The organism is Tautonia plasticadhaerens (assembly GCF_007752535.1).
In the GTDB taxonomy this organism is placed as follows: domain Bacteria; phylum Planctomycetota; class Planctomycetia; order Isosphaerales; family Isosphaeraceae; genus Tautonia; species Tautonia plasticadhaerens.
In genome coordinates, this window is record NZ_CP036426.1 from 1,383,214 (window position 1) to 1,408,951 (window position 25,738).

16 protein-coding genes and 1 pseudogene are annotated in these 25,738 nt (G+C 67.7%); 9 read left to right on the top strand and 8 right to left on the bottom strand.

Annotation, left to right across the window (positions count from 1 at the left end; translation table 11 throughout):
- Nucleotides 1-80: 80 nt before the first annotated feature.
- Together ElP_RS05235 and ElP_RS05240 are read left to right on the top strand one after the other, a co-directional pair.
- On the top strand, nucleotides 81-1,406 hold the full coding sequence (locus ElP_RS05235; protein ID WP_145267626.1) for a TlpA family protein disulfide reductase: 1,326 nt from the start codon (nucleotides 81-83) through the stop codon (nucleotides 1,404-1,406).
- A gap of 121 nt (nucleotides 1,407-1,527) precedes the next feature.
- Nucleotides 1,528-1,884 (top strand): STAS domain-containing protein, encoded by a 357-nt coding sequence (locus ElP_RS05240; RefSeq protein ID WP_145267627.1) that lies wholly within the window; start codon nucleotides 1,528-1,530, stop codon nucleotides 1,882-1,884.
- Between the two features lie 35 nt (nucleotides 1,885-1,919).
- Here ElP_RS05240 and ElP_RS05245 read toward each other — a convergent pair whose 3' ends face one another.
- The 5 genes from ElP_RS05245 to ElP_RS05265 all read right to left on the bottom strand — a co-directional run bounded on the left by ElP_RS05245 (nucleotide 1,920) and on the right by ElP_RS05265 (nucleotide 11,548).
- Entirely contained in the window at nucleotides 1,920-2,282 is a 363-nt protein-coding gene (locus ElP_RS05245) for a hypothetical protein (RefSeq protein ID WP_145267628.1), read from the bottom strand.
- Nucleotides 2,283-2,342: 60 nt separating this feature from the next.
- Nucleotides 2,343-5,255, bottom strand: a complete 2,913-nt coding sequence (locus tag ElP_RS05250; RefSeq protein WP_145267629.1) for a RecQ family ATP-dependent DNA helicase — start codon at nucleotides 5,253-5,255, stop codon at nucleotides 2,343-2,345.
- Between the two features lie 209 nt (nucleotides 5,256-5,464).
- Nucleotides 5,465-7,381 carry a hypothetical protein gene (locus tag ElP_RS05255; protein ID WP_145267630.1) on the bottom strand — a complete coding sequence of 639 codons (1,917 nt, stop codon included), beginning with the start codon at nucleotides 7,379-7,381 and terminating at the stop codon, nucleotides 5,465-5,467.
- A 619-nt stretch (nucleotides 7,382-8,000) separates the two neighbouring features.
- Nucleotides 8,001-9,464, bottom strand: coding sequence for an RtcB family protein (locus ElP_RS05260; RefSeq protein WP_145267631.1), 1,464 nt, complete (start codon nucleotides 9,462-9,464; stop codon nucleotides 8,001-8,003).
- Between the two features lie 230 nt (nucleotides 9,465-9,694).
- Entirely contained in the window at nucleotides 9,695-11,548 is a 1,854-nt protein-coding gene (locus ElP_RS05265) for an FG-GAP repeat domain-containing protein (protein WP_145267632.1), read from the bottom strand.
- 578 nt (nucleotides 11,549-12,126) lie between these two features.
- Between ElP_RS05265 and ElP_RS05270 the strand changes: the two genes are divergently transcribed.
- Nucleotides 12,127-13,281 carry an ABC transporter ATP-binding protein gene (locus ElP_RS05270; protein ID WP_145267633.1) on the top strand — a complete coding sequence of 385 codons (1,155 nt, stop codon included), beginning with the start codon at nucleotides 12,127-12,129 and terminating at the stop codon, nucleotides 13,279-13,281.
- Here the strand turns inward: ElP_RS05270 and ElP_RS05275 are convergent.
- A complete protein-coding gene (locus ElP_RS05275; RefSeq protein ID WP_197446732.1) occupies nucleotides 13,272-13,805 on the bottom strand; it encodes a DUF3568 family protein in 534 nt (177 codons plus the stop codon). The two genes, ElP_RS05270 and ElP_RS05275, sit on opposite strands and share 10 nt — an antisense overlap.
- Nucleotides 13,806-14,275: 470 nt before the next feature.
- On the opposite strand from ElP_RS05275, the gene ElP_RS05280 reads away from it, so the two are divergent.
- The 5 genes from ElP_RS05280 to ElP_RS05300 all read left to right on the top strand — a co-directional run bounded on the left by ElP_RS05280 (nucleotide 14,276) and on the right by ElP_RS05300 (nucleotide 20,444).
- Nucleotides 14,276-14,536 (top strand): hypothetical protein, encoded by a 261-nt coding sequence (locus tag ElP_RS05280; protein ID WP_231749499.1) that lies wholly within the window; start codon nucleotides 14,276-14,278, stop codon nucleotides 14,534-14,536.
- 141 nt (nucleotides 14,537-14,677) lie between these two features.
- Nucleotides 14,678-16,021 (top strand): adenosylhomocysteinase, encoded by a 1,344-nt coding sequence (gene ahcY / locus ElP_RS05285; RefSeq protein ID WP_145267636.1) that lies wholly within the window; start codon nucleotides 14,678-14,680, stop codon nucleotides 16,019-16,021.
- 275 nt (nucleotides 16,022-16,296) lie between these two features.
- On the top strand, nucleotides 16,297-17,595 hold the full coding sequence (locus ElP_RS05290; RefSeq protein WP_145267637.1) for a DUF1015 domain-containing protein: 1,299 nt from the start codon (nucleotides 16,297-16,299) through the stop codon (nucleotides 17,593-17,595).
- Between the two features lie 117 nt (nucleotides 17,596-17,712).
- Nucleotides 17,713-19,107, top strand: a complete 1,395-nt coding sequence (locus ElP_RS05295) for a sulfatase family protein (RefSeq protein ID WP_145267638.1) — start codon at nucleotides 17,713-17,715, stop codon at nucleotides 19,105-19,107.
- On the top strand, nucleotides 19,104-20,444 hold the full coding sequence (locus tag ElP_RS05300; RefSeq protein ID WP_145267639.1) for a sulfatase family protein: 1,341 nt from the start codon (nucleotides 19,104-19,106) through the stop codon (nucleotides 20,442-20,444). Before ElP_RS05295 ends, ElP_RS05300 begins: the two co-directional genes overlap by 4 nt.
- A gap of 64 nt (nucleotides 20,445-20,508) precedes the next feature.
- Here the strand turns inward: ElP_RS05300 and ElP_RS05305 are convergent, their stop codons facing one another.
- Both ElP_RS05305 and ElP_RS05310 read right to left on the bottom strand, forming a co-directional pair.
- Nucleotides 20,509-22,119, bottom strand: coding sequence for a peroxidase family protein (locus tag ElP_RS05305; RefSeq protein WP_145267640.1), 1,611 nt, complete (start codon nucleotides 22,117-22,119; stop codon nucleotides 20,509-20,511).
- Nucleotides 22,120-22,499: 380 nt separating this feature from the next.
- Nucleotides 22,500-23,324, bottom strand: a complete 825-nt coding sequence (locus ElP_RS05310; protein WP_145267641.1) for an SDR family NAD(P)-dependent oxidoreductase — start codon at nucleotides 23,322-23,324, stop codon at nucleotides 22,500-22,502.
- A gap of 338 nt (nucleotides 23,325-23,662) precedes the next feature.
- Here ElP_RS05310 and ilvB point away from each other — a divergent pair.
- Nucleotides 23,663-25,386: pseudogene (gene ilvB, locus ElP_RS41060) on the top strand (biosynthetic-type acetolactate synthase large subunit).
- The last annotated feature ends 352 nt before the right edge of the window (nucleotides 25,387-25,738 follow it).

Genomic DNA, 25,738 nt, shown 5'->3' on the forward strand with positions numbered 1-25,738 from the left:
GACCCCCCGTCGTCCGTCCCCGGGGATCGTCGAACGATCTCCGCCGACGGTCTCCCCCCATCCGCCCAGGAGGCCGCTCCGTGAGCCCGACGCTCCTCCTCGCCGCGAGCCTGGTCCTCGGACCGATCCCGACGACGATCGATGAGGCCGCCCGGGCCCTGCTCGATCGCGTCTCCGAGGCGTATCAGGCCCTCGATCATTATCACGACCAGGGCGGTCGCACCGTCGCCTTCGTGCTCGACGGGGAACGGATCGAACGGGCCGACCCGTTCCGACTGGATTATTCCCGGCCCGATCGGTTCGCCGTCCAGGCCCCGGGTTCTCGGGTCGCGAGCGACGGGGACACGATGCTCACGGTGGTCACGCCGGCCGGTCATTATGAGTCGATCGTGGCGCCGGGCGAGGCGAGCGTCGACCTGTTGGCCTCATCCGCCGTCGGCTCCGAGATCCTGGGGGATCCGCTCGGGCCTCCGCTGACGTTGATCCTCGGCCTCCTGACCGGGGAGGAGCCCGGCCGATCGATCCCCGCGGATCCCGTGGGGATCGCCCTCGAAGGCGACCGGGACTGGCGGGGGGCTCCCGTCCGGGTGCTCAGGGTCCCCCTGATCGGCAAGCCCGATTGGCGCCTCTTCATCGATCCCGATTCGGAGCTGATCGTCGGCGCCGAGGCGGTCGTGTCCCCCGAGACGCTGGGCGAATTCGCGCCCCCAGGGGTGTCGCTCGATGGCCTCGAGGTCACCTGGGACGCCGGCACGATCCGCCCCGAGGCCCCCGGAGAAGGGGACGATCCGTTCTCGACCGAGCCCCCGCCGGGGATGGTGGCGCTCGGCCCGTTGCTCGACCCCGAGTCGAGGGCCCGCGAGGAGGGCGCCCGTCTCGCCGCCGACCCCCGAGTCGGTCAGCCCGCCCCGCAGTTCACCGCGTCGCTGCTCGACGACGACGGGATCGGCGAGGTGATCCGGGCCGTCGACCTCGAGGGCAAGGTCGTCCTCATCGACTTCTGGGCGACGTGGTGCGGCCCGTGCCTGAAAGAACTCCCCGAGGTCGCCGCGCTGATCGACGCATACGCCGGCACCGCAGCGGCCGAGGAGCTCCGGGTCCTCTGCGTCAGCATCGACGAGGCGAGCGACGACGACCCGGAGCTCCTCGCAAAGGACCTCCTCACGTTCCTCGATCGGAACGAGTTGTCGCTCCGAACGTCCCCGATCGCTTCGGTCGCGATCGACCCCGACGGCTCGATGGCGAGGGCGTTCGGCGTTCGGTCGATTCCCACCGCCATGCTGATCGACCGGGAGGGAGTCGTCCGGGCCGTGATCACCGGATATGATCCTCAGTTCCGTCGCAAGATGGGCGGGCAGATCGACCAACTCCTCAAGGGAGCTCCCGACGAGGGCCCGCCTCGCTGACGGGTGATTTCCGGCCTGATCAAGCACATCCCTGGTGAACCCGATCGAACCCCGTGGTAGGCTCTGCCCGACTCCGACGATCGTCCGGATTCACATCCAGTTTCATCCGACGAGGAGCGTGATGCTCAGCCCGAAGGTCGAACTGCGCACCGAGCAAGGGATCCTGTACGCGGAATTCTGGGACTGCCTGCGGCTCGATCCCGCCCCGGTGAAGGATCTGCTCTCGAAATACAAGACCGCCGCGGCGGAGGGTTCGCGCCCGGACCTGATCATCGACTTCTCGGGGGTCACCTTCGCTGGTTCCGCGGCACTCAGCGGCTTCGTCAATCTCCAACGTACATGTCGCCAGAACGGAGGTCGGATCCTCCTCTGCAACCTGGAGCCGACCGTCTCGGAGGCCTTCCGCCTCAGCCGGCTCGACAGCATGTTCAGCTTCGTCGCGGACCCCCCGGCCGCCTTCCAGGCTCTCGATGCCTGAGGGCCGGGAGGCGTGTCGGGATCGATCTGCCCCCATCAAAACTCGACGTGCCCGAGGACGTAGAACAGCAGCCCCCCGGCGATGACCACGCCGATCGGCATGAGGACGACTGCCAGATCGGGCATCGCGGTCGCGACTCCCTGGTTGACCAGCAGCGTACCGAATGCGCCACTGAGCCACTCCTCATCCCGGCGGTTCCCGGAGCACCGCGCCAGGATGGCCCCGGAGATCATTCCCGACGCCAGGAGGGCATTGAAGAACAACGCAGCGGCCCGATTCCATTCGGGGCCGGACTCCGCCCGCTCCATCTCCCCCCAGGGCCCGAGCAGGAGTGCTGCGGCGAACGTCAGGAGCGTGATGTCGAGGATCTGGATCCGAAACGGACTGGCTTTGGGCATGGTCGGGTCGAGCTCGATCGGCCGATCGGATCACACCGATGGGGCGTTCAATTCTCACGATCAGGACGCGATTGGAGGGTCGGGTACGGCATCGGACGTTGATCGACCGCGGAGGAAGAGCGTCCAGAGATCCGGAGTTCCGTCCACCTCGGGAGGTGGTTCGTCGGGGCCTCGATCGGAGAGCCAGCCTTCCCACCGATCGAGATGCTCGCCCCCGAGGAACGCATCGATCGGGACGCTCCGACCCTGTCTCGCCTGCATCGCGGCGTGCCGGATGATCTCGTCGAGTTCCAGGCCACGGATCGCCGCCGCCTCGGCCGCGCTGAAGCCGCGGTCCAACAAACGGCAGGTCCATTCCTCATGGGGGATTGCGGAGATGTCCTCGGCCGAGCCTGCGAAGAGATCCGACGGCTCGACGGCAAATCCGACGGGGTTGGTCGAGGCCGATTGATCGGCCTGATAGGGCATGGGAGGCGTCGGATCCGGGTGAGCCGCCGAGGCGATGGCCTCCAGGAGCGCGGTACCGTAACGCTCGAGTTTCGCTTTGCCGAAACCCTTGATCGCCGCCAATTCCTGGGGCGTTCGAGGCCGTTCTTCTACGAGGGTCTTCAACATCGAATCGTGGAAGACGCAGTAAGCCGGGACGTTCGAAGCCTGCGCCCAGGTCCTCCTGAGCACCCGGAGTCGTTCCCAGAGCGGGTCGGTCTTCAAGCCCTCGTCTATTTCGACCCCAGGGGGATTCTCGGGTGAAGAAGGGGCAGGCAGGCGCGCCACCCCGCGACCCACCTGCTCAGGGCCGGGTGGAGGAACCGTCCCCGTCGACGGGGATTTCCGGGAGACCCGGGGGAGGCCGCCGTGACGGACCTTGAACGCGAGTTCCTGCGGGAGCCCCGGCAGGATGACGCCGTCTCCGGACTCACCTCGCGCCCGGAGGTAGGACCAACCCGAATCGCTCAGCGTGACAACAGGTTTGAACCGATCGACCTCGTCCACGCGAATCAGGCCGATTTCGGTCAGCGCGTCGATCAGCAGGGCAATCTCCTGCTGCTTGAACTCCGAGAGGACGCCGAAGGTGCTCAGGCGGTCCAACCTGAAGCGTCCCATCTTCTCGGACGCGGATCCGGTCAACATCTGGGCGACGACATTCTTCCCGAAGCGGCCCCTGGTCCGGGCGACTCCCGAGAGAATCTTGAGGACCACCTCGCGGCTCGCCGGCGTGTCGATCGGGCAACGCTCGGATTCGGCCTCCGCTTCTCCCCCCGTGCATCGGTCGCATCTCCCGCAATTGCCCGCGAGTGGGTCTCCGAAGTAGCCGAGGATCATGGCGCGTCGGCAGCGTCGGGCCTCGGCGTAGCGGATCATCCGATCGAGCTTCTCGTACTCCGCCTCCTTGCGAGCTTCCAGCGCGGAGAAGTCGACCTCCAGTTCGTTGGATCGGCGGTCGCGATCGAGAACCCGGAGTGCGTTGCCTCGGAAGGGGGGGACGTAGGTGATGGGCAATTCAGCAGAGAGGTGCTTGATCGCCCGGGTGAAGGCCATGCGATCGATGCCCATGCCCGAGGCGAACTCATCAGGATGGAAGTAGACCGGCTCGCCCAGTCGACGGTCGCAGAGGCTCTCCAACCCGAGAATCACCAGCCGTTGCACGTGGGCCTGAGACCCGACCCGATCGGCCAGTGGGGGCTCGTCGGGCTCCCGGTCGATCCGGATGATCGCCATATTCTCCCTGGGGCTGAACCGCTCAAGGGCCCCGGCCCCCTCGAGGATCTTCAAGGCGGAGCCGACGGCCGACTCGCTCAGATCGAGGCCGACCGCCTCCTTGATCTCCGATTGGGTGAGCTCGATCGGGTCGGCGTCGATCCTTCGCAAATGCTCGTAGACCTGGAAGACGACCTCACGGGGCGGATACTCGCTTTCGATGAACAATTGCTGGAGCTTGCGGTCTCCCGGCGCGTAGAGCAGCAGGCAGTCGGCGGGCTGGCCGTCCCTGCCGGCTCGACCGGCCTCCTGGTAGTAGGCTTCCAACGTGCCCGGGATGTTGAAATGGACGACCGCTCGGATGTCCGGCTTGTCCACCCCCATCCCGAAGGCATTCGTGGCGACGATCACGTCGACGTCTCCGCCCATGAACGCCTCTTGCGCGGAGTGCCGCTGCGCTCGTTCGAGGCCGGCGTGGTAGGAGACGACCGATCGCCGGACATCCTGACGGATGAACTCGGCGATCGTCTCGCATCGCTTCCGGCTGGAGGTGTAAACCACGATCGAGCCGCTGGTCCTCCTCAGGAGCCGGGCGAGCTCCTCGCACTTGTCGGCGTCCCGCCGGGTGTCGATGACGGCATAGGAGAGGTTTGGCCGGTCGAATCCGGTGATGAACTGGGCCGGCTCTCTCAGGTCGAGCTGCGCGGCGATGTCCCGGCGGACGAGGTCGGTCGCCGTGGCGGTCAGCGCGATGCAGGGGGGCATCCCCAGCTTGCGGCGGGCAAGGCCGAGGCGGGCATAATCGGGGCGGAAGTCGTGACCCCACTCGCTGATGCAGTGGGCTTCGTCGACCGCGAACAGGGCCGGTCGGAGCCGGGCCATCGTCTCGACGAATCGGTGGCTCCGGAATCGCTCAGGGGCGACGTAGAGGAGGTCGTAACGCCCGGCCTCGGCCTCCATCAGCCGGACACGCTGCTCGTCGGGGCCCAGGGTGCTATTAATCAGGGTCGCGCTGAGGCCCCGGGCCTGAAGGGAGTCGACCTGGTCCTTCATCAGCGCGATCAGCGGGCTGACGACCAGCGTCAGGCCCTCCATCAGCAACGCCGGGAGCTGATAGCAGAGGCTCTTGCCGCCGCCGGTGGGCATCACGCAGAGCACGTCCCGGCCGCCGAGGACCGCGTCGATCACCTCGCGCTGGCCGGGGCGGAACCGCTCCAGGCCGAATCGCTCGTGCAGAATTCGTTCCGGATCGGACGTGTGCTCCGACACGCTCATCGCCGTCTCACCTTCGTCCGTGGATCGTCAAGGCTCCCATTATAGGGTGGAACGTCGGGCGTGTGCGACCTCGGGTGTCGGTGATTCGGGCGGGATCCGTCCGCCTGCCGCCGGTCGGGACGAAGAACGGCCGGGCCGGCGGCCGACGCGTGAGCGTCGACCACCAGGGCCCGGCCGTTCGGCCATTCGATCGTCCGGTCAATCGGAGATCAGTTGTCCTGCTGCTGGTTGAGCTGCTGCTCGACCAGGGGGACGATGCCCTTCTCGATCACCGGGCCGACCTCGCTCGGCACGAAGCCGGTGAACCGGAGGCCGTCCGGCTCGGCGACTACGGCTAGGCCGACCATCGCCGGCTGCTCGGGCATCTCCTGCCCGGCCCGGAGATCCTGGTCGCCGGTGGCCTGACGGGCCTCGGCCAGCACCTGGCGGGTGCCGGTCTGCATGTCGACCATGTAGAGGCTCCGGACCCGGTCCGGCAGCTGGGCGCGGACCTTCTTGAAGGACTCGGTCTGGCCGATGCCCTGGTCGTCGGCGAGGTAGGCGTCCAGCTGCTTCTGGGCGTCCTCCCAGTTGGCGGCCAGCAGGTTCACGACCTGCTCTCCGTTGGAGCCGACCCAGACGGTGGTGGACTCGCCGACGACCTTGCGGAGCACCTCGACGGCCTCCTCGCGGTCGATCGGCTTCTGCTGCTGCTCGCCCTGCTGGCCCTCGGCGGCCTCGGGCTGGAGCTTCTTGGCCTCGGCCTCGACCTCCTTGGTGAAGGCGTCGAAGTCGTAGGCGGCCGTGATCTTGTCGAACGAGTAGCCCTGGTAGTCCTGGGCGCCCTGCTCGATGTTCAGCTCCTTGATGAGCGCGAAGTCCTTGCCCTTGACCGCGGCGACGGCCGACCGGACGGCCTCGACGACGGATTCGGAGTTCTCGGCCTTCATCACGCTCAGGCCGGTGCGGGTCTCTCCCAGGCCGAGGGTGGCGATGTAGGTCGCCTTGCCGGCGGCCCGGAACTGCTCCTGGGCCTTCTGGAACTCGGGTGACTCCATGACCTTGGCGATCTCGGGCAGGTACTCCCGGACCTCGTTCGCACCGGGGATCAACTCCCAGTTGATCGCCTCGGGGTCGAAGACGTCGAACGAGTAGTAGGCGTTGCCGCGAGGGAGCGTGGCCAGCTCCTCGGCCGGGGAGTCGCCGGCCTCGGCCATGCGGCGGATCGGCTCATAATCCTCGTTCATCGCCAGCTTGCCGGAGATGGTCAGGCCCTGCTCGGCGAAGGTGGCATGGGAGGCGACGGCCCGGGCGTTCTTGGCGGCCTTGAACAGCTGCTGGGTGGCGAACTGGGCCTGCTCGGTGAAGTCGGCGCCCTGCTCGGCGGCGCGGTCGGTCTGCGCCTTCAGGAAGTTCTGGGCCTGGTCGATCTCGTCGCCGTAGGTCTCTGTGATCGCGGCCAGGTCGACATACATGCCGATGTCGCCGTCGAGGAAGTAGGAGCGCAGGCCCTCGTCGATGGTCTGGGCCAGCGTCTGCTGCGGCGCCGAGGAGACCTTGCGGATCAGGTCCTCGTGCTGGCTGATCGCAGCGAAGCCCTGCTTGTTGACGGCATAGACCGTCTCGCCGTTGGCGGCGGTGATGGAGTCGACGCCCTGATCGGTCTGCTTCTGGGCGTCCTCCTTGCCGGCGATCGCCGAGAGGGCCTGGTCGTAATCGCTCGTCGCGAAGACGGCGATGGCCCTCGGCTTGACCTGCAACTGGCCGCCCTGGAGGCTGATCTGCTGGCCGAGCTGTCCCGGCGGGACCACGTCGATCAGCAGCAGCGCGGGCGCCTCGCCCTGGCCGGCGCCGAGGCTCCGTGTGAACTCGGAGACCGTCGCCTGGATCTGCGAGCCGACCTGTTCGGCCGCCTCCGGGCTCATGGCGCGGAGCATGGTGACGAAGTTGTCCGTCGCCTGCCCGATGCCGCCGATCCGGACGATGATCGGCAGGTCTCCCGGCAGCTGGTCGAGCCACTGGGCTTCGACCGCCTGGCTTCCACCTTGCGCGGCCCGCTGGGCCTGCTGGGCGGCCGCGTTCGAAGGCGCCAGGCCGACGGCCAGGGCCAGGGTCATCGTGATTGGTAGGAGCGCCGTTCGAATCATGCGTTTCCTCCTCATAAATCAAGGATCCGGGCGGGCATACCGTCGACGGCTCGGCCTCCGTTGCCCTCGCCATCCCGGCGTTGGGACCACGGGACCAGCCCGCCCCTCGGATGAGAGACAACTGCATGTCCGGTGCCAGCCCCTGGGGGTTCCCGGAGATCGCCGGGCGGGATGAGCCACTCCTCGGCGATCGATCGACACAAATCCAGAAATGGACCAATGAAACGCGATCGGGCGTGAGGCCGGCATGTGGCCCTCGACTCGATCCGATCCCACGCCGATCCCCGAATGTCGGTCGGAATCGCCGGGGGTCTGGTTTGGGCTTGAGCGAACCGATCAAGCACGGCCCGCGTCGGCCGCCGGCTCACTGCCGCCCCGAATTCCTGGAGCTTGGTCCTCGCGGGTCGTCATCCCGGGAGATTCGGCTGTTGCTGATTTGCCAATAATCAACACCATGCAGTCGAGAAGTCCGCTCGATCGAGAGCGTCGAACTGATCGAGGCTCCCCTTCATCTCCTAGAGACGATCCCGAGGATCGAGCCCGTCGGGCGATCAGGCTCCCGACCCTTGGGACATGGGAATCCTGCGCGGAAGGATCGGCGATCCGGCTCCGATTGCCTTCAGCCCTTGATGACGCCGACCGGCCGCAGGCGGGCGACCTTCTTGGAAATCCCGACCGAGTCAACGACCTCGACGACCTGATCGACGTCCTTGTAGGCAGCCGGTTGCTCCTCCGCGAGCCCCTTGTGGCCCCGGGCCCGGGCGATGATGCCCATCGCGTCGAGTTCCTTGTCGATCCTCCGTCCATCGGCGAGCTTGATGGCGGCCGTCCGACTCATCATCCTCCCGGCGCCGTGGCAACTCGAACCGAACGACTGGGCCATGCTCCCCGCCTGGCCTGCGAGGACCCAACTCGCCGTACCCATGCTGCCGGGGATGATCACAGGCTGGCCGATCTCATGGTACTTCCGGGGGATCTCCGGGTGCCCCGGCGGGAAGGCACGGGTCGCCCCCTTTCGGTGGACACAGAGTGACTTGCGCAGGTCGTCCCCCACGTCGTGGTCCTCGAACTTGGCGATGTTGTGGGCCACATCGTAGACGAGATCCAGCCCCAGGGCCGCCCACGACTCTCCGAAGATCCGCTCGAAGACGAGGCGGGCTTGATGGGTGAGCAATTGCCGGTTGCACCACGCGTAATTCGCCGCCGCTCGCATCGCCCCGAGGTACGATTGCCCCTCGGGACTCAGGACCGGGGCGCAGGCGAGTTGCCGGTCGGGGAGGGTGAACCCGTACTTCTGAGGGGCGTCGCGGAACATCGCCAGGTGGTCGTCGCAGACCTGATAACCGAGGCCTCGGGATCCGGAGTGGATCAAGAGGGTGACCATCCCCTCACGCAGGCCCATGACTCCCGCCGCCTGATCGTCGATCACACGGTCGACGACCTGGACCTCTAGGAAGTGGTTCCCGGAGCCGAGCGTTCCGCACTGGTCGGCCCCCCGGGCGAAGGCTCGGGGACTCACGAGGTCGGGCCTGGCATCGTCGAGTCGGCCTCCGGCCTCGGTGAATTCGAGGTCCCGAGGAGCCCCCCACCCGCGATCGACGACGTAACTCGACCCTTTCGACATCAGTTCGGACAGCTCGTCGGGCCGGAACGAGTAACGGCCGGACTGACCGACTCCGGTCGGGATGTCCCGGTACAGCTGGTCGACCAGTCGCTTGATGTGCGGCCTCGCGTCGTCCCAGGAGAGATCCGAGCGGAGCAGGCGGACCCCACAGTTGATGTCGTAGCCGACCCCGCCCGGGGAGATGACCCCCCCCTGCTCGGGGTCGGTCGCGGCCACGCCGCCGATGGCGAAGCCGTAACCCCAGTGGATGTCCGGCATCGCCAGGCTGGCGCGCTGGATCCCGGGAAGGGTCGCCACGTTGGCGACCTGCTCGGGCCCCTGGTCCCTGCGGATTTGCTCGATCAGCGTGTCGTCGGCGAAGATCAATCCGTCGACCCGCATGTCCTCCCGATAGCTCCTGGGGATCTTCCACTGGCAGGGCCCGACCTTCTCGAGCGGGCCGGTGTAGGCTCCGGGCATCGGCCTGGTCCTCGCATGGTGTGTCGGATTTCGAGTGGTCCCCCGATCCCGGGTCGACGCGGATCGGTCGCTGCAATTCCCGATCCGCCTCCGCTGGACACCGCTCGTTCGGGTAGCGTTCGGGAGTCGTCGAGGGGATGGGGGCCAGCGACGATCAAGAGACATTGGTCGAGGCACCGAGCGCGTGGACGGGGCCCGGGCTTCCGGACATCAACGGACGACGTCCGTCCTCACTCCCGGTCGACCCGCTTCAGCTCATCGAGCGGCAGCCGGACGGCATGACCGGGAGACTCGGCCGTCTCCTCGTTGACCCAGAACATTGCCCCGTCTTTCGTGAAGAACCCGTTGTCCTGGCCGAACCCGAGGACGATGGGCAGGATCGCGTCCGGGTCCCCGGCCTTGCCGGAACGGAGGACATTCGACCAGCCTCGTTCCAGGTCGGCAAACGCATAGGCGCCGTAGGATTCCTCGTCCGAGAAGACGAGGTCGTTGGCGATGCCGTCGCCGTCGAGGTCGAGGAAACGGAGGCCGGAGTCGAGTCGCTGGAGGCCGATCGTCCAGGCGCCTGGAGGGAGGCCGAAGGGGAGCTTCTCCCAGGACGATCCCCCCTCGCTCCAGCGGTAGACGCCATTGACCTCGCTCAGTCCCCGGTCCCGATTGGCGAGGATCGCCTCGCATCGGCCGTCGCCGTCGAGGTCCCGGAATCGGACGCCGCCGATGTCCACCGGCAAACCCCTGATCCGATCGTCGGCCAGGGCCCAACGGTCGCGGTCGAAGACCCAGCAGTGCTTCACCGGGCCTTCACCGCCGATCATCGCCGGTGGGCCCCCCGGATCGAGTACGGCGAACCGGACGGATGTCGGCCGCTCGGCGCCTTCGTGCATGATCAGGCTTGTCGGCAGGGGCCTTAGTTCCCATCGACGCCCGGCCGGCCTCCAGAGCTTCGTCAGCCTCGGGCCGCCGTCGCCGAGCAGGACGTCCAGGAACCCGTCTCCGTCCAGGTCGATGAGCCTCACGCCATTGTCCCGGCCGAATCGGTCCCGCACCGACTGGCCGCCGAGCAGATTCGCGTCGATCCGGGCCTGGGCCTCGCCGAAGTTCAGGAATCGGACGCGATTCCCATAGGTCCTCGAGGCGTATTGGATGAACTCCACCACCTGTTCGGGAGCGATCCACCCGTGCGGATGGAACACCATCGTGAAGACCCCCTGCTTGATCACGGCGGCGTCGAGGGCCCTGGTCCAGTCCTCGATCGTCTTGGCGTTGTTCTCGCCGAGGAGGTTCTGCGCCTCCCAGTCGCTCGGCACCATGCACGGGAATTCCCAGCAGAGACGGTTGATCAGGTACGGGTACGGGTAGTCCTCGACCCAGTTGATGAACGTGTCGTCCGGCAGGTATTTCCGGAACCTCGGCGTGCCGTCCGGGTCGACGACCAGCCCCCGGGGCAGGTCGGGGTCGTCGGGCGTCAGCACGACGCAGACGGACGAATCGATGGTCAAGAAGTGCTGCGCCTCGCTCCGCCCCTCGAAGAGTTCGCGGTAGAACCGGGGGCTTGGCGAATTGATCGAGTCGCAGCAGGGCATCCGGAAGGCGACCGGCAGGTTGCCCGGGATGCGGTGCATGAGGTCGACGCAGCCGTGGTAGGTCTTCGAGGCCGGCCCGATGTCCCCTCCGTCGAGCAACGGGCAGGGATGGTCGAGGGTATGGACCTCCATCGACACCCCCTCGGCAAGCCACTCGGCCACCTGGGGACTCTCCGGGTCGACCCGGTTGGTCATGATGCTCACCGGCGCCCGACCGTCCTCGATCTGCTTGAGCGAGTCGAGGATGGGCCGGAGGTAGCCCTCGTACTTCGGGATGTTGTCGCTGAGGTCGTCGATCGCCAGGATCACGACCGCGTCGACCCCATCCTCGCCGACCCACTGGGGCGTCGTCAGCTTCGGGAAGTGCCGGCCGACCGAATAGGGCCCGGACTGGTCGAGGTAGGTGAGGCGGTTCGCCGTCGCCGCCCGATCGGCCGTCGCGTCGGGTTCCCCTTGCGGCAGGGACAGGATCAGGGTGGGTAGGATCGCAGCGGTCCACATCGGCGGGTCCTCGGCGGGTGGGATGGTCGGGGCCGGAGCGAGGGTCGGGCTGGCAAGGGTGCCGGATCGCACCATCCTAACCCACTTGCACCGATCGCCCTAGCGATCGGACCGTCTCCCCCGTCGACCGATCCTGGACCCGGACCGGAGCCTCGGCGACAATGGTCTTGCCGTGCGGAGCCTGGCCGGGGATGAGGCCGGTACTCGTGACCCCGAGTCCTCGAGCCTCCCCATTACGGAGCGAGCGTCATCGGGCCGTCATGTCCCGGCTGGACGCGGCTCCCCTCCGAAGGGGTCGATCCTCCTGAGGGTCCCGCGACTCGGCCGGAGGGAAGCCAGCAGGCCGATGACCGAGTCGCCCTCTCGATCCCCGCTGGGGTCTTCTCTCGGCGATCGGAATTCCGACGAGTGGGAGAGGCCGTCCTAGCGGCGATCGGACCACGGTGTCGGGTCGTCCGATCTCGTGAACCCTCGCTGGACGACGGGCCTACGTCGGGGGCACGCCGACCATCGATCGACCGACGTCAACCTCCGACACCTTGCAGGACGCCCCCTTGCTCGATTCGACGGTGGATCACATGCGACCTCCGGTGCTGGAGGCCCGGGCCCTGACCCTCCAGTATTCGGGAGGGGGAGGGGTGCAGGCGATCGACCTCATGGTCGCGGAGGGGGAGCGGGTGTCCGTCCTCGGGCCTTCGGGGTCGGGGAAGACGACGTTACTTAGACTCATTGCCGGATTGGAACGGCCAGAGTCGGGAGAGATCTGGCTCGACGGTCGATCGGCGATCGACTTGGCCCCACGACATCGGGGGCTGGCGATGGTCTTCCAGGAACAACCGCCATATCCGCATCTCGATGTGGAGCGGAACCTCGGATTCGGCCTCCGGGCGCGGGGCCGAGCCGGATCGGAGTCGAGGGATCGGATCCGTCGAGTTGCCGCCAGCCTCGGGATCGAGTCGATGCTCCCTCGGAGACCGGCCGAGCTCTCGGGAGGGGAACGCCGCAGGGTGGTCCTCGGCCGTGCGATGGCGACCAGTCGGCGGCTGGTGTTACTGGACGAGCCATTTTCGGCGCTCGATCCGCCCCTCCGAGCCTCGATCCGGAGTGACCTGATCGCGTTGCACGACCGCCAGGGGGGGGCGATCGTCCTCGTCACCCACGACCAGGCCGAGGCGATGGCGTTCGGCCACCGGCTCGCGATCATCCGGGACGGGTCGCTCATCCAGGTCGGGGCGCCGGCGGAGGTCTATCGCCGACCGGCCCACCGGTTCGTGGCCGAGTTCCTCGGCGATCCGGGGGCGAGCGTGTTGCGTTGCGGAATCCGGGTCGGACCGGAATCGGCCCGGATCGATGGCCTGGTTCCGGGTGCCTCCTGGGCGGTGCCCCGGGGCGTGGGCTGGGTCGAGGCGATGGCCGGACGGAACCTGGGAGAGGTGGACCTCGCCCTGCGTCCCGAGCAGGTCGTTCGGCTCGTCCCCGACCGGTCGAGCCGCCTGACCGAGGCCCCGACGGTCGTCGCCCGGGTCGATCGTGTCGAGTCGAGAGGGCCGACCAGGCTGGTCATTGCCCGGTTCGGCCAGCATCGGGTCCGATTTTGGACTGAGGAGGTATCAGGACCCGATCCGGGTGATCGCGTCCCGATCCGGTTGGATCTTCAAACGGCCTGCTGGTTCGATCCGGTGACCGGGGAGGCGATCAATCCTTCGCGAGATGGAGCGACCGATCAGGGTTGAGAGGTGCCCCCAGGCGCGATGCCCTCGGAGAAGCCGCGGAGCATCACCGAGTCCGGGACCGCCTGCTTCGAGAAGTAGGGGTTCTCGATGGTTTCTCCGGAGGCGGGGACCTCTGCAGGTGTGGCCTCGGGGGGGAGGGTGCCGAGGCGGACTCCGACTCGGTCGAGGACGGCCTTGGCCAGCCGCTCGTCGCCGAAGAGCCCGACTCGGACTCGGGCCTCCGTCGCGGCCCCCCGGTCGACGAGACTCAGGTCGACGCGTCGGCCGTCCGAGGCCCGGCCCCGGACCAGGGTCTGTTCCGAATCGGCCTCGATCAGGCCGACCCGGATGATGTCCAGGTCGGTCATCGCCTCGCTCAGCGCACCCTCGACCTCCGGCCGGGGACTGGCGAAGCCTTGAGAAGCGGTCCCCGAGGCGTAGGCATACGTGGGCACGACCAACGACGGACCCCCGCTGCCGATCGGCCCCAGGGACCGGCAGCCGATCAGCCCGAGCGGGGCGATCGCCACTACGACGATCCGCATGATTCGCCTCGCCGTCATGGTACTCCCCCATGGCCCTTGGTCCGATCCGGCAACCTCCGCTCCCGGGTCTCGGCGGCAGGCTAGCCGACTCGCCCTCGGCGGTCAATGCGGGTCGGCATGAACCATCACCCGGGGTAGACTGCCCGCCCGCGCCGGATTCGAAGAGGTTCCCGGCCCAGCGGACGCCTCGCCGTGGGTGGCGGTGGAATCCATTTGGGGGCGAGCATCGAGCATGCTCCACCCGATCGTGAGGACATCGACTGGCGCGGAATTCCTTCGGGCTCGTATGCCCCCCTTGGACCCTGGGGATGAAGAATGGATTGCCGTTGACACACGCGTACGCACGTTCTATCTTCAGTGACCGTTTGCCAGGGGTTTGGCTCGGCCGAGGAAGACGAGGGGTTTGCTCGATGCGTCGCGATCGCCGGGGCCGTCTCCGCCGACCCGATCAGGACCGGGGGCTTCGATCGATGCACCCGACCTTGCCCGACTGCTGGGAGAGCCGGGCGCTTCGCGTGGCGATGTCGGAGGAGGACTGGACTCGCCTGGAATCCCTGATCCTCCGAGTCGCGGCCGATCAGCCGACCCGAGCCCGAGCCCTCGGGGCCGCCCTGTCGTACCTGATGCGGGAGGAGTCCGCCGCCCCACCCGAGTCGGGCCCCCTGGACTGGCTCGACTGGGAACTTCGCAAGACACTGCATGCCTTGCGATCCCTCCGCCCTGGTGCCTGAACCTCGCCTCTGGCCCCCGACAACCATCGCTCGTCGCGCGGCACCGATCGACTCGGAGTCGTACGGTCTCCGCATCCGCCTCGTATTTTCGCCCGGGGCCCATCCCCGACCGTTCTTCGTAAACCCACCCAGGAGAAATCCGTGGCGACCACAACGCCTTCGCACGACGTCAAGGACCTTGCCCTCGCAAAGGCCGGCTACAAGCGCATCTTGTGGGCCGACCGTGACATGCCCGTGCTCTCGACCATCCGGGAGCGGTTCACCCAGGAGCAGCCGCTCAAGGGGCTCCGGATGTCGGCCTGCCTCCACGTGACGGCGGAGACCGCGAATCTCGCCCGCACGCTCAAGGCGGGTGGCGCCGACCTGGTCCTGATCGCCTCCAATCCGCTCTCCACCCAGGATGACGTCTCCGCCAGCCTCGTCGAGGACTTCGGCATCTCCGTCCACGCTATCAAGGGCGAGGACGAGACGAGCTACTACAAGCACATCGCCGCCGCGCTGGCCCACACGCCTAATGTAACGATGGACGACGGCGCCGATCTCGTCAGCGCCATGATCTTCATCGCCCTGAACAGGCTCGACGACCTCCACCCCGAGGTCCGGAACTGGGCCTCCACCCTCTCCCCGGAGCAGCGGGCCGGCATCGCCCAGAACGTCGTCGCCAGCATGGAGGAGACGACCACCGGAGTCATCCGGCTCCGGGCGATGGAGAAGGACGGGGTGCTGAAGCTGCCCGTCATCGCCGTGAATGACGCCCAGACGAAGCACTTCTTCGACAACCGCTACGGCACCGGCCAGAGCACGATCGACGGCGTCATCCGCGCCACCGACATGCTTATCGCCGGCAAGAAGATCGTCGTCTGCGGCTACGGCTGGTGCGGCAAGGGGGTCGCCCTGCGGGCCCGGGGCATGGGCGGTCAGGTGATCATCACCGAGATCGACCCGATCCGCGCCCTGGAAGCCGCCATGGACGGCTTCGACGTCATGCCGATCGCCACCGCCGCCAAGGTCGGCGACCTGTTCATCACGGTCACCGGCAACATCCACGTGATCCGGGATGAGCACTTCGCCGCCATGAAGGACGGCGCCATGATCTGCAACTCCGGGCACTTCAACGTGGAGCTCCAGCTCGACGGGCTGGCCAAGCTGGCCAAGGACGTCACCAAGGGGATCCACCCGTTCGTCGACGAGTACGCGATGCCCAGCGGCAACCGGCTCTACGTCCTCGGCGAGGGCCGGCTGATCAACCTGGCCGCCGCGCACGGCCACCCGGCGAGCGTGATGGACATGAGCTTCGCCGCCCAGGCCCTGGCAACCGAGTGGAGCCTGAAGAATCAGGGCAAGCTCGAGCACAAGGTGTATAACGTCCCAGTCGCCGTCGACGAGTACGTCGCCAAGCTCAAGCTCCAGACGATGGGCATCGCCATCGACGAGCTGACCGCCGAGCAGACCAAGTACCTCAATAGCTGGGAACAGGGCACCTGATCCCGATCCGCGCCGCTCGCCGCCTCCCTCGCCCGGACATGGGCAGGGAGGTGGGGACGCCGGGAAGGGAGTCGTGCTGGGCACCGTTGAATCGCCTGGCATGCTCTTGCGACCTCGCCCCTTCGAGCTGTCCCTATCCCTTCGGAAGCTGATTTTCGATCCCCTTCCCACTCGTCCGCCGGCGATTCCCTGAGGGCCGGGGGCTCGCTCCCGAACCGTCGAGGTCCGATCGCGCCCATTTCCCCCTCCCCTCGACCTCCAACCGCCCAGGCACCATGCCCGAGATCCGCCCCTTTCGCGGCGTCCGCTACGACCTCGCCCGGGTCGGCGACCTCTCCGAAGTCGTCGCCCCGCCCTACGACGTCGTCGGCCCCGACCTCCAGGCCGGGCTCCTCGATCGCAGCCCGCACAATGTCATCCGACTGGAGCTCGGCCTTGATGAGCCGGGCGATGACGAGGCGAGCAACCGATACACCCGGGCCGCCAGGCTCCTGAAGGACTGGCGCCGGGAGGGGGTGCTCGCGGACGAATCGAACCCGGCGCTCTATGTCTATCACCAGTCCTTCCGTGTCGAGGGGAAGGAATACACCCGGAAGGGCTTCCTCGCGCGGGTCCGGCTCGAGCCGTTCGGCCGGGGCAAGATTTACCCACATGAGGAGACGATGTCCGGCCCGAAGGCCGACCGCCTGAAGCTCTACGAGGCGACCGGCTTCAACCTCAGCCCCGTCTTCGGGCTGTACCCCGACCCGACCAACCACGCGCTCGGGGCCGTCGAGGCCGGCATCCGGGACCGTACTCCCCTGACGGTCACCGACCACCTGGGGGTCGAGAATCGGCTCTGGCCCGTCACCGAAGTCGAGGCGCTCGCCGCGGTCCAGGGACTGATGGCCGACAAGCCGGTCTTCATCGCCGACGGACACCATCGCTACGAGACGGCCGTCCGGTACCGGGACGATCGCGCGGCCTCGGGTCAGTTGTCCGGCCCCGACGACCCCGCAAATTTCTGCCTGATGATGCTCGTCTCCATGGGCGACCCCGGCCTCCAGATCCTCCCCACTCACCGACTCGCCTCCGGCTACCCGGGACTCTCCACGGCGACCCTGGCCGAGCGGCTCGCCCCCGAGTTCGACCTGGAGGACTTCGGCGAGGGCCCCTCAGGATGCCTCGCCTGCTGGCAGGAGATGGAACTCGACGGCGCCCAGAATGTCCTCGGCTTCGGCACCGTCGACGACGGCCGATGGACGCTCGCCCGGCTCCGATCCGACGCCACGATGGGCACCTTGGTCCCGGAGCACTCGGACGACTGGCGGAGCCTCGGGGTCAGCATCCTCCAGGAACTCGTCTACAAGAAGCTCCTCGCCGATCTCGGGACGCCGGAGCGAATTTACGTCCACCTCCTCGACGAGGTGACGGAAGCCGTCGCGTCCCGATCATGCGACCTCGCATGCCTCGTCCCCCCGGCCGGCATGGAGCACGTGGAGGTGATCGCCTCGAATCTCGAAAAGATGCCCCCCAAGAGCACCTACTTCTATCCGAAGCTGCTCACCGGGCTCGTCCTCAACCCGATCCGCTGATCAACCCTCCCCGCTCGTTCCGTGCGTCCGGCCGGACCGGAGGGTAGACTCGTGCTCCCCGAGCCTCCCGGGCCCTGACCATTCGTAGGCCCGGTCGGGCCCGACCCGGAGGACGAGATGCGAATGATTTGCCGCCTGATCATCGTGGCGCTGCCCCTCATCCTGCAGCCCTCCGCGTCTCTGGGAGCGGAGGGGCGACTCGACATCGTCGTCTTCCTCGCCGACGACCTCAGCCTGGTCGACTGCTCTCCCTTCGGCGGCGAGGACATCCGCACGCCGAACATGGAGCGGCTCGCCGCCGAAGGGATCACGTTCACTCGGGCGTTCGTCAGCTCCCCGAGCTGCGCCCCGAGCCGGGCCTCGTTGCTGACCGGGCTCGACCCGATGCGAAACGGGGCCATGCTCAATCACAGCCGACCACGGCCCGAGCTGCAGACCTGGCCGGACTTTTTCCGCGCCCTCGGATACGAGACCGTCGCCATCGGCAAGACGGCCCACTACGCCCAGGTCACCGACTACGGCTTCGACTACACCAGCCACTATCGATACCACGAGGACGACTGCGTCGCCGCGGCCCTCTCCTGGCTCGAGGATCGCAATACCGAACCGGGGCGTCGTCCTCTCTGCCTGATCGTCGGCACCAACTGGCCCCACGTCCCCTGGCCGGTCGAGACGCCCTATTCCCTGGGCGAAATGACGATCCCCCCCGTCCACCTCGACCTCCCCGCCACCCGACAGGCTCGGGCCCGGTACGCGGCGGCCGTCTCCCGGGCGGATCGAGATCTCGGGCTCATCTACGATTCGGCGAGTCGTCACCTCGGCCCCGAGACCCTTTTCCTGTTCACCAGCGACCACGGCGCCCAATTCCCCTTCGGCAAGTGGAATCTCTATGACTACGGCGTCCGGACCCCCCTCATCGTCGCCTGGCCCGGTCGGGTCGAGCCGGGCTCGAGGACCGAGGCGATGGTCGGCTGGATCGACCTCCTCCCCACTCTGCTCGACGCCGCCGGTGGCTCTCCCCCCGCCGACCTGAGCGGCCGGTCATTCCTCGAGGTTCTCCTCGGCACTCGAGACGAACACCGGGACCACATCTTCCTCACCCACAGCGGTGACGGGACGATGAATCGGTACCCGATGCGGTCCGTCCGGACGGGGAGATGGAAATACATCCGAAATCTCGACCCCGATTCCGAGCATCACACCCACATCGACCAGGGCGGCGGTGATCGGATTGGCAACCTGGACTGGGAGGCATGGGAGCAGGCCGCGAAGGTCGACCCCGCCGCCGAGGCGATCGTCGGCCGCTACCACCGCCGGCCCCCCGAGGAGTTGTACGACCTGGAGGCCGACCCCTGGGAGCAGCGGAATCTCGCCGAGGAGACCGCCCTCGCCGGGATCCTGGATTCGCTCCGGGCCGATCTCGATGCCTGGATGGCCGACCAGGGAGATGAAGGACTCGCCACCGAGCGTTCGATCCAGAGTGTCGGCGCACGGGGGAGGGCCGCTCGATGATCGTCCCCATCTTGGCCTGTTGGACCCTGGCCTGGCTCCCCCCGACGGATCAGCCCGACGTGATCGTCGTCCTCGCCGATGACCTCGGCCCGGGGGACCTCTCCGGGTTCGGCGGCACGGGGTTCAACACCCCGAACCTCGACCGGATGGCGGAGGAGGGGATCCGGTTCCGCCGCTATTACGCGGCCTCGCCGATCTGCTCCCCGTCGCGTTGCGGGATCCTCACCGGCCAGTACCCCGGGCGCTGGCGGATCACGAGCTTCCTCCAGACCCGGGCCGGGAACCGGGCCTGCGAGCAGGCGGATTACCTCGACCCCGAGGCCCCCTCGCTCCCCCGAATCCTCCGAGCTGCCGGGTACGCGACCGCCCATGTCGGCAAGTGGCACCTGGGAGGCGGCAGGGACGTGGACGACCCCCCGCCCTTCTCGAGCTACGGCTACGATCTCGGCCTGGGCACGTGGGAGAGCCCCTCGCCGCACCCGGACCTCACGGCAAGGGACTGGATCTGGTCGGCCATCGACCCGGTGAAGCGATGGGACCGGACCTCGTGGATGGTCGACCAGACCCTCCAGTTCCTGGGGGACCACCCCGACCGCCCTTGCTTCGTCAACCTCTGGCTCGATGACCCCCACACCCCCTGGGTCCCCTCCGTCGATGACCAGCGAATTCGGCCCGGAGGCCGGGCCTCCGGAAAGGGAGACACGCCCGAACGGCTCCGGGGCGTGATGGCCGAGTTGGACCGTCAGGTCGGTCGACTGCTCGACGCCCTCCGCGCTCGGGAGTCGTCGCGGCCCGTGCTTGTCCTGTTCCTGTCCGACAACGGCCCCCTGCCGACGTTCGAGCGCAGCAGGACCGTCGGGCTCCTGGGCAGCAAGCTCAGCCTCTTCGAGGGGGGAATCCGCGTCCCGATGATCGCCTGGGGGCCGGGCTTCATCCCGGCCGGCCGGACCAATGAGGACACCGTCCTGTCCGCGATCGACCTCCTCCCGACCTTGTGCCGGCTTTGCGGTGCCGAACTCCCGCCGGGATTCGAACCCGACGGCGAGGACCTCAGTCCCGCACTCCGGGGAGAACTCCCCCATCGGTCCCTCCCGATCTTCTGGGAGTATGGCCGGAACGACGAATCTTTCGCCTATCCGAGGGGAGAACACCGCTCCCCCGACCTCGCCGTGCTCGACGGAGGATGGAAGCTGCTGATCGACGACGACGGCAGCCGGCCACTCCTGTACGACCTCCTGCTGGACCCGACCGAGTCGAGGGACCTCGGCCCCGCCGAACCGGAGATCCGGGACCGACTCTCCGAGATGGTCCTGGACTGGAGGAGGTCGCTCCCCTGATCCGCCCTCCGGGCGGATCAGGGGAACAACAACACCGGCGCGATCGGAGGTCGGATCGACCCGGTCAGAAGCCCGGTTCCCCGATTAGACGGAGGACGTGTTCCATCCTCGCTCCCCGAAACAGGTCGATCTCGGCCGGCTGGTAATGGTCCCGGCTGGAATACCGATACGGGTCCCCCGCGAGGATGCCCCCGAGTGATCGCTGCACGACGTATGAGCCGACACGGCCCAGGTGGCCGAGGGGCTCGGCCTCGTGGAGGATGTATTCGAACAAGTCCGTGTCGCCGTCCGCCTCGGGGTCGTAGGGCCGACCCTCGATCAGGGCCAGGACTTCCTCGCCCGAGGGGAGCCGCTGTTCCCTCCCCCTCATGAGATTCGTCTCGATCAGGTCGAGCCTCAGGACGCCGTCGACCACGGTCCCCGATCCGATGTTCGGCGAGTCCCCGCCGATCAGGTGGCCGGCCTCGGGATCGGTCGGCGAGAGCGGGATGAACAGGGTCCGCATGGTCTCGGAGACCTTCGCGTCGAAGGCCGCCGCCGGCTGGGCGTCCGGGCCGAAGAGCAATCGCAACGGCACCCCTTCGGTCGACCTCAGGCGGTCGTCGACCGGGGCCATGGTCGTGCCCGAGTCGTCCACGACGATCTGGTTCGGCACCAGCGTGTGCCCGAGACGCCAGACCGCCCCCGAGAACTCGACCGGCATGTTCGCGATCGGCGGGCCGGAGTCGTCCAGCGGGGCACCCACGATCAGCGGGGCCAACTGATTGGAGACGATCCCCTGGTAGACGCCGATCACCAGGTCACGCACGCGTCCGAACAGAATTTCCTTCTGCCAATCGGTCAGGTCTCCCGGGTCGGCATCCCCCAGGTGGGCCGTCATCAGGGTGTTGTGGAATTTCTGGAAGGCCAGGTGGATCCGGGCGATCTGCCCGTTGTCGTCGTTGCGCTCGTCGCCGATCACCGCGACGCCCCGGCCGTCCCGGAGAACGTCCTCCCCGCCCTCTCCCAGCAGGAAGGACAACCCGTCAGGCGAATAGAACCGAGGATCGCGCGCCGGGCCGCCCCCATAGACCGAATCCAGGTCGAGCGCCGGGGTCCTCCTGTTCACCGGCGAGTCCGGCTCGCCCGGCCCCTGGCCGACGACATCGAGCAGGGTCACATCGTGATCGACGAACTGGCCGAGGAAGACGATCCCCAGCGGGATGGAAGGGGACATCGCCGGGTCGGCCGGATCCTCGGCCATGATCTCGGAGAGTTGCCGGGGATCCGTCCTGGAGCCGGGGTCGGCCATCGAGGGCGAGACGAGGCGCTCGAAGGGTTGGTTCCCGGGGGTCGGGCTGCCGAGGAACGGGCGGTGTTCGGGGCCTCCGGGCATGCCGACGATCGTCATCGGCCTCATGCCAAAAGGCCGGCGGAGGACCAGATTGAAGTCCATCCGGTCGGCGCCCATCCCCGACTCGACTTGCATGGTGAATTGCCCATCGCGGCCCGACCTGGCGTATTGGTCATATCGGCCGTCCAGGTCCGAATCCATCCCGACCACCATGTGCGGGATTGTCCGACCGACGACGACGACGCCCTCCATGGGGGCGATCCCGTCCCGGGGGTCGCCCAGGCTCGTCCTCGGCGACAGCGAGACGTCGATCGGCGCCAGGCGGCCTCGGGTCTGGACCATGGGTACGTCGATCCCGGGCATGGGCGCGAGCAGCTCGCGCGGCTCGAACGCCTCCAGGGTCGGCCGCCTCCGTGATCGACGACGCGGTTCCCTGCCGGAGTGATGATGTTCATTCACGTGGAGATTCCTTGTCCCGGTCTCGGGACCGGGGGCATGTCGACCGATCATTGCGGTCGATTTCAACGAGGTCTGGAGGGTGGCGCGGTGCGAATCTGGGGGGGAGCGGCTTGGGGAATTCTCCGCTCAAGTGGCCGCAGGGGACCTCGTCCGGCCACATTTCGATAGAGTTTACACGATGACATCTGGCCACGGTGGCAGATGCAAGGTTTTCCCCGGGGTGTTGCCGGAAGTCGACATCACGATCGGTGAAGATGGCATTGTTATTTTGGGGTGCTCGTCCGTGCGCGGTCCATTTCTCGCTTGAAATGGCCGGGGGACCATCGACCCATGAACCAATCGAACGGCCTGGGGAGCAGCCGATGAGCCTCGACGACCCAGCGAGCCGACCTCCCGGGGAAATGGAACGTCGACCGCCGATCGAGCCCTCGGACGATCGACTTCGCGACCCGGGCGGTCGGCTCGGCGAGGGGAGCCCGGCGGGGAGCATCCCCGGGCCGTTCCCCCAGGGCGACGGCGTGGAACTCGCTCTCCGTCCGATTCGGGCAACTCGCCCAGACTCGCACACCCGAGCCCCGGAGCTCGTAGCTGAGGCTCTGGACCAGACCATTGACCGCATGCTTGCTCGACGCATATGCAGCCGAGTAGGGCAGACCGACGAACCCGAGGACCGAGGACACGAACAGTACCTGGCCGCTTCCCCTTGCCCTCATCGGCCCGATCGCCCGCCGGGCCAGGTCCATCGGGGCGATGAGGTTGACCTCGACGATCGCCCTGAGGGTCTCGGCGGTCTCCTCCTCGAAGGCTCCGTAATGGCCGATTCCGGCATTATTCACCAGAAGGTCCGGCCCGCCCTGGAAGGCGACCATCGATCGGCCCCAGAGGTGTGCGCGGAACCCTTCGTCCGCCAGGTCCCCCGGCTCGATGAGGACCATCCCCGGTGGGAGTTCGGCCCGGAGCGATTCCAGGCGATCCTCTCGCCTCGCCGTCGCCAGGACGGTCAGGCTCCGGTCCAGGACCAGTCGCCGGACCAATTCCCGGCCGATGCCGGCCGATGCCCCCGTGACGAGGGCCGTCTTGAGTGTCATCTTCGCCGTCCTCGATGCTCGGCCGGTGGGGGCGGGGCCTCGTGACACCTCGCGGCATGCTACCAGGACGGGGGGCTCACCCCCCGGCGAATCCACCGAACCAAGGGACGACGGGGCGTGTCCGGCTCGCCGGGCCGGGGCCCGTCGCGAAGCCGGATCGCCACCTCGATGGTTGTGCTCCGGGCGCTCGATTTCGTAGGATGATGCGTTCACCATACGCCGTCGAAGACCGGCCCTCGCCCCCGGGCCGATCCGGATCATCGACCTTGACTTGTGACCAGACGAGGCACGCCGTGGCCACGATCACCGAGACCGAGCCGCAGACCCGACAGAATCCGATGACCGGGGCCGAGGCCCTGGTCGAGTCGCTCTCCCGGCACGGCGTCAAGGTCGTCTTCGCCTACCCCGGCGGCGCCAGCATGCCGATGCACCAGGCGTTGACGCGCTACCGGGACACCATCCGCACGATCCTCCCCCGCCACGAGCAGGGCGGGATTTTTGCGGCCGAAGGATACGCCCGGGTCACCGGCGAGCCAGGCGTGGTCATGGCCACCTCAGGCCCCGGCGCGCTGAACCTGGTCACCGGCCTGGCCGACGCCAAGATGGACAGCCTCCCCCTGGTCGCCATCACCGGCCAGGTCCCCTCCGGCGTGATCGGGACCGACGCGTTCCAGGAGACGCCGATGGTCGAGGTCAGCCGGGCGATCACCAAGCATCACTACCTCGTCCAGTCGGCCCGTGACATCCCCCGGATCGTCAAGGAGGCCTTCCATATCGCGAAGACCGGCCGGCCCGGTCCGGTGCTCATCGACGTGCCGAAGGACATCCAGAACACCGTCATCCGCGACCCCGACTTCGACCCTCCGATGAATCTGCCCGGTTACCACCTCCCCCCCCCCCCGATGCGGGGCGGCTCCGGGAGGTCGTCCAGGCGATCCGGGCCAGTCGCAAGCCGATCATCTACTGCGGCGGGGGCGTCATCGCCTCCGGGGCCGCGGAGGAGCTCCGCGAGTTCGCCGCCAAGGCCGGCATCCCGGTGGCGATGACCCTGCAAGGGCTTGGGTCGGTCCCCAGTGACCATTACCTGTCGCTCGGCATGCTCGGCATGCACGGCACCGTCTACTCCAACTACGCGATCAACGAGGCCGACCTCCTGCTGGCGTTCGGCGTCCGGTTCGACGATCGGGTCACCGGGAAGCTCTCCGAATTCGCCAAGCATGGCCAGATCGTCCATATCGACATCGACGCGTCGGAAATCAATAAGAACAAGTTCGCCCACATCCCCGTCCACGCCAACGTCAAGGAGGCCTTGGCCGCCCTGACGCCGATCGTCGAGCCCGGCGATTGGAGGGACTGGCACCGTCAGGTCGACGCATGGCGTGCCGCCGACCCGATGACCTACCCCGACCGCGATGATGCGATCCTCCCCCAACATGTCATCGACGAGTTCTCCAAGCTCACCGACGGCGAATTCCTCATGTCCACCGGCGTCGGCCAGCACCAGATGTGGGCCGCCCAGTGGACTCGGTTCAAGCACCCGAGGAGTTGGGTCACGTCCGGCGGCCTGGGCTCGATGGGATTCGGGCTGCCCGCCGCGATGGGCATGCAAGCCGCTTTCCCCGACAAGCTGGTGGTCGACATTGACGGCGACGGCTCCTTCGTCATGAACATCCAGGAATTGGCCACCGTCCATTGCGAGAAGCTGCCGGTGAAGGTGATCGTGCTGAACAACCAGCACTTGGGGATGGTGGTCCAGTGGGAGGACCGCTTCTTCGCCGGCAATCGAGCCCACACCTACCTCGGTCCCATCGACCACCCCGAGGCCGTCGGCAAGGGGGCGGGCGAGCTCCCCGAGATCACCTACCCCGACCTCGTCACGGTGGCTCGGGGATTCGGCGTCGCCGCCCGTCAGGTCCGCCGCAAGGCGGAACTGGTCGATGCCCTCAAGGAGATGATCGCCCAACCCGGCCCCTTCGTCCTCGACGTGCTCGTGCCCTACCAGGAGCACGTCCTGCCGATGATCCCGGCGGGCGCGACGGTCAAGGAAATCATCAAGAATTGAAGCATCGCCGGCCCGGTCGATGACCACCAGCAGCGGCCCGCCCGACGGTCGGTGCTGGTGGGCCTTGATCGGGCCTACGCGACGGCCATCCGCCTCGTCGCGGATCAGCCCGAGGCGTGCACGTCGGCCGTCGAGGTCGTGCCGGACGCAAGGCCTCGTGAGCAGGCCTGCGAGGTCCGGGGAGCGGGATCGGTACGGTCCCCATCCGAGGGCCGACGCCCCGGGACCGGGAGTCCAGCCGGAGAGAGCCCGTCGGGCCTTCCGGGCGGCGGCCCCGCGTCGCTCGGAGGGCGATTGAGATCCGGCCGAATACCCGACGAAGTCGGTTCGAATTCGCCGGCTCTTCCGCATG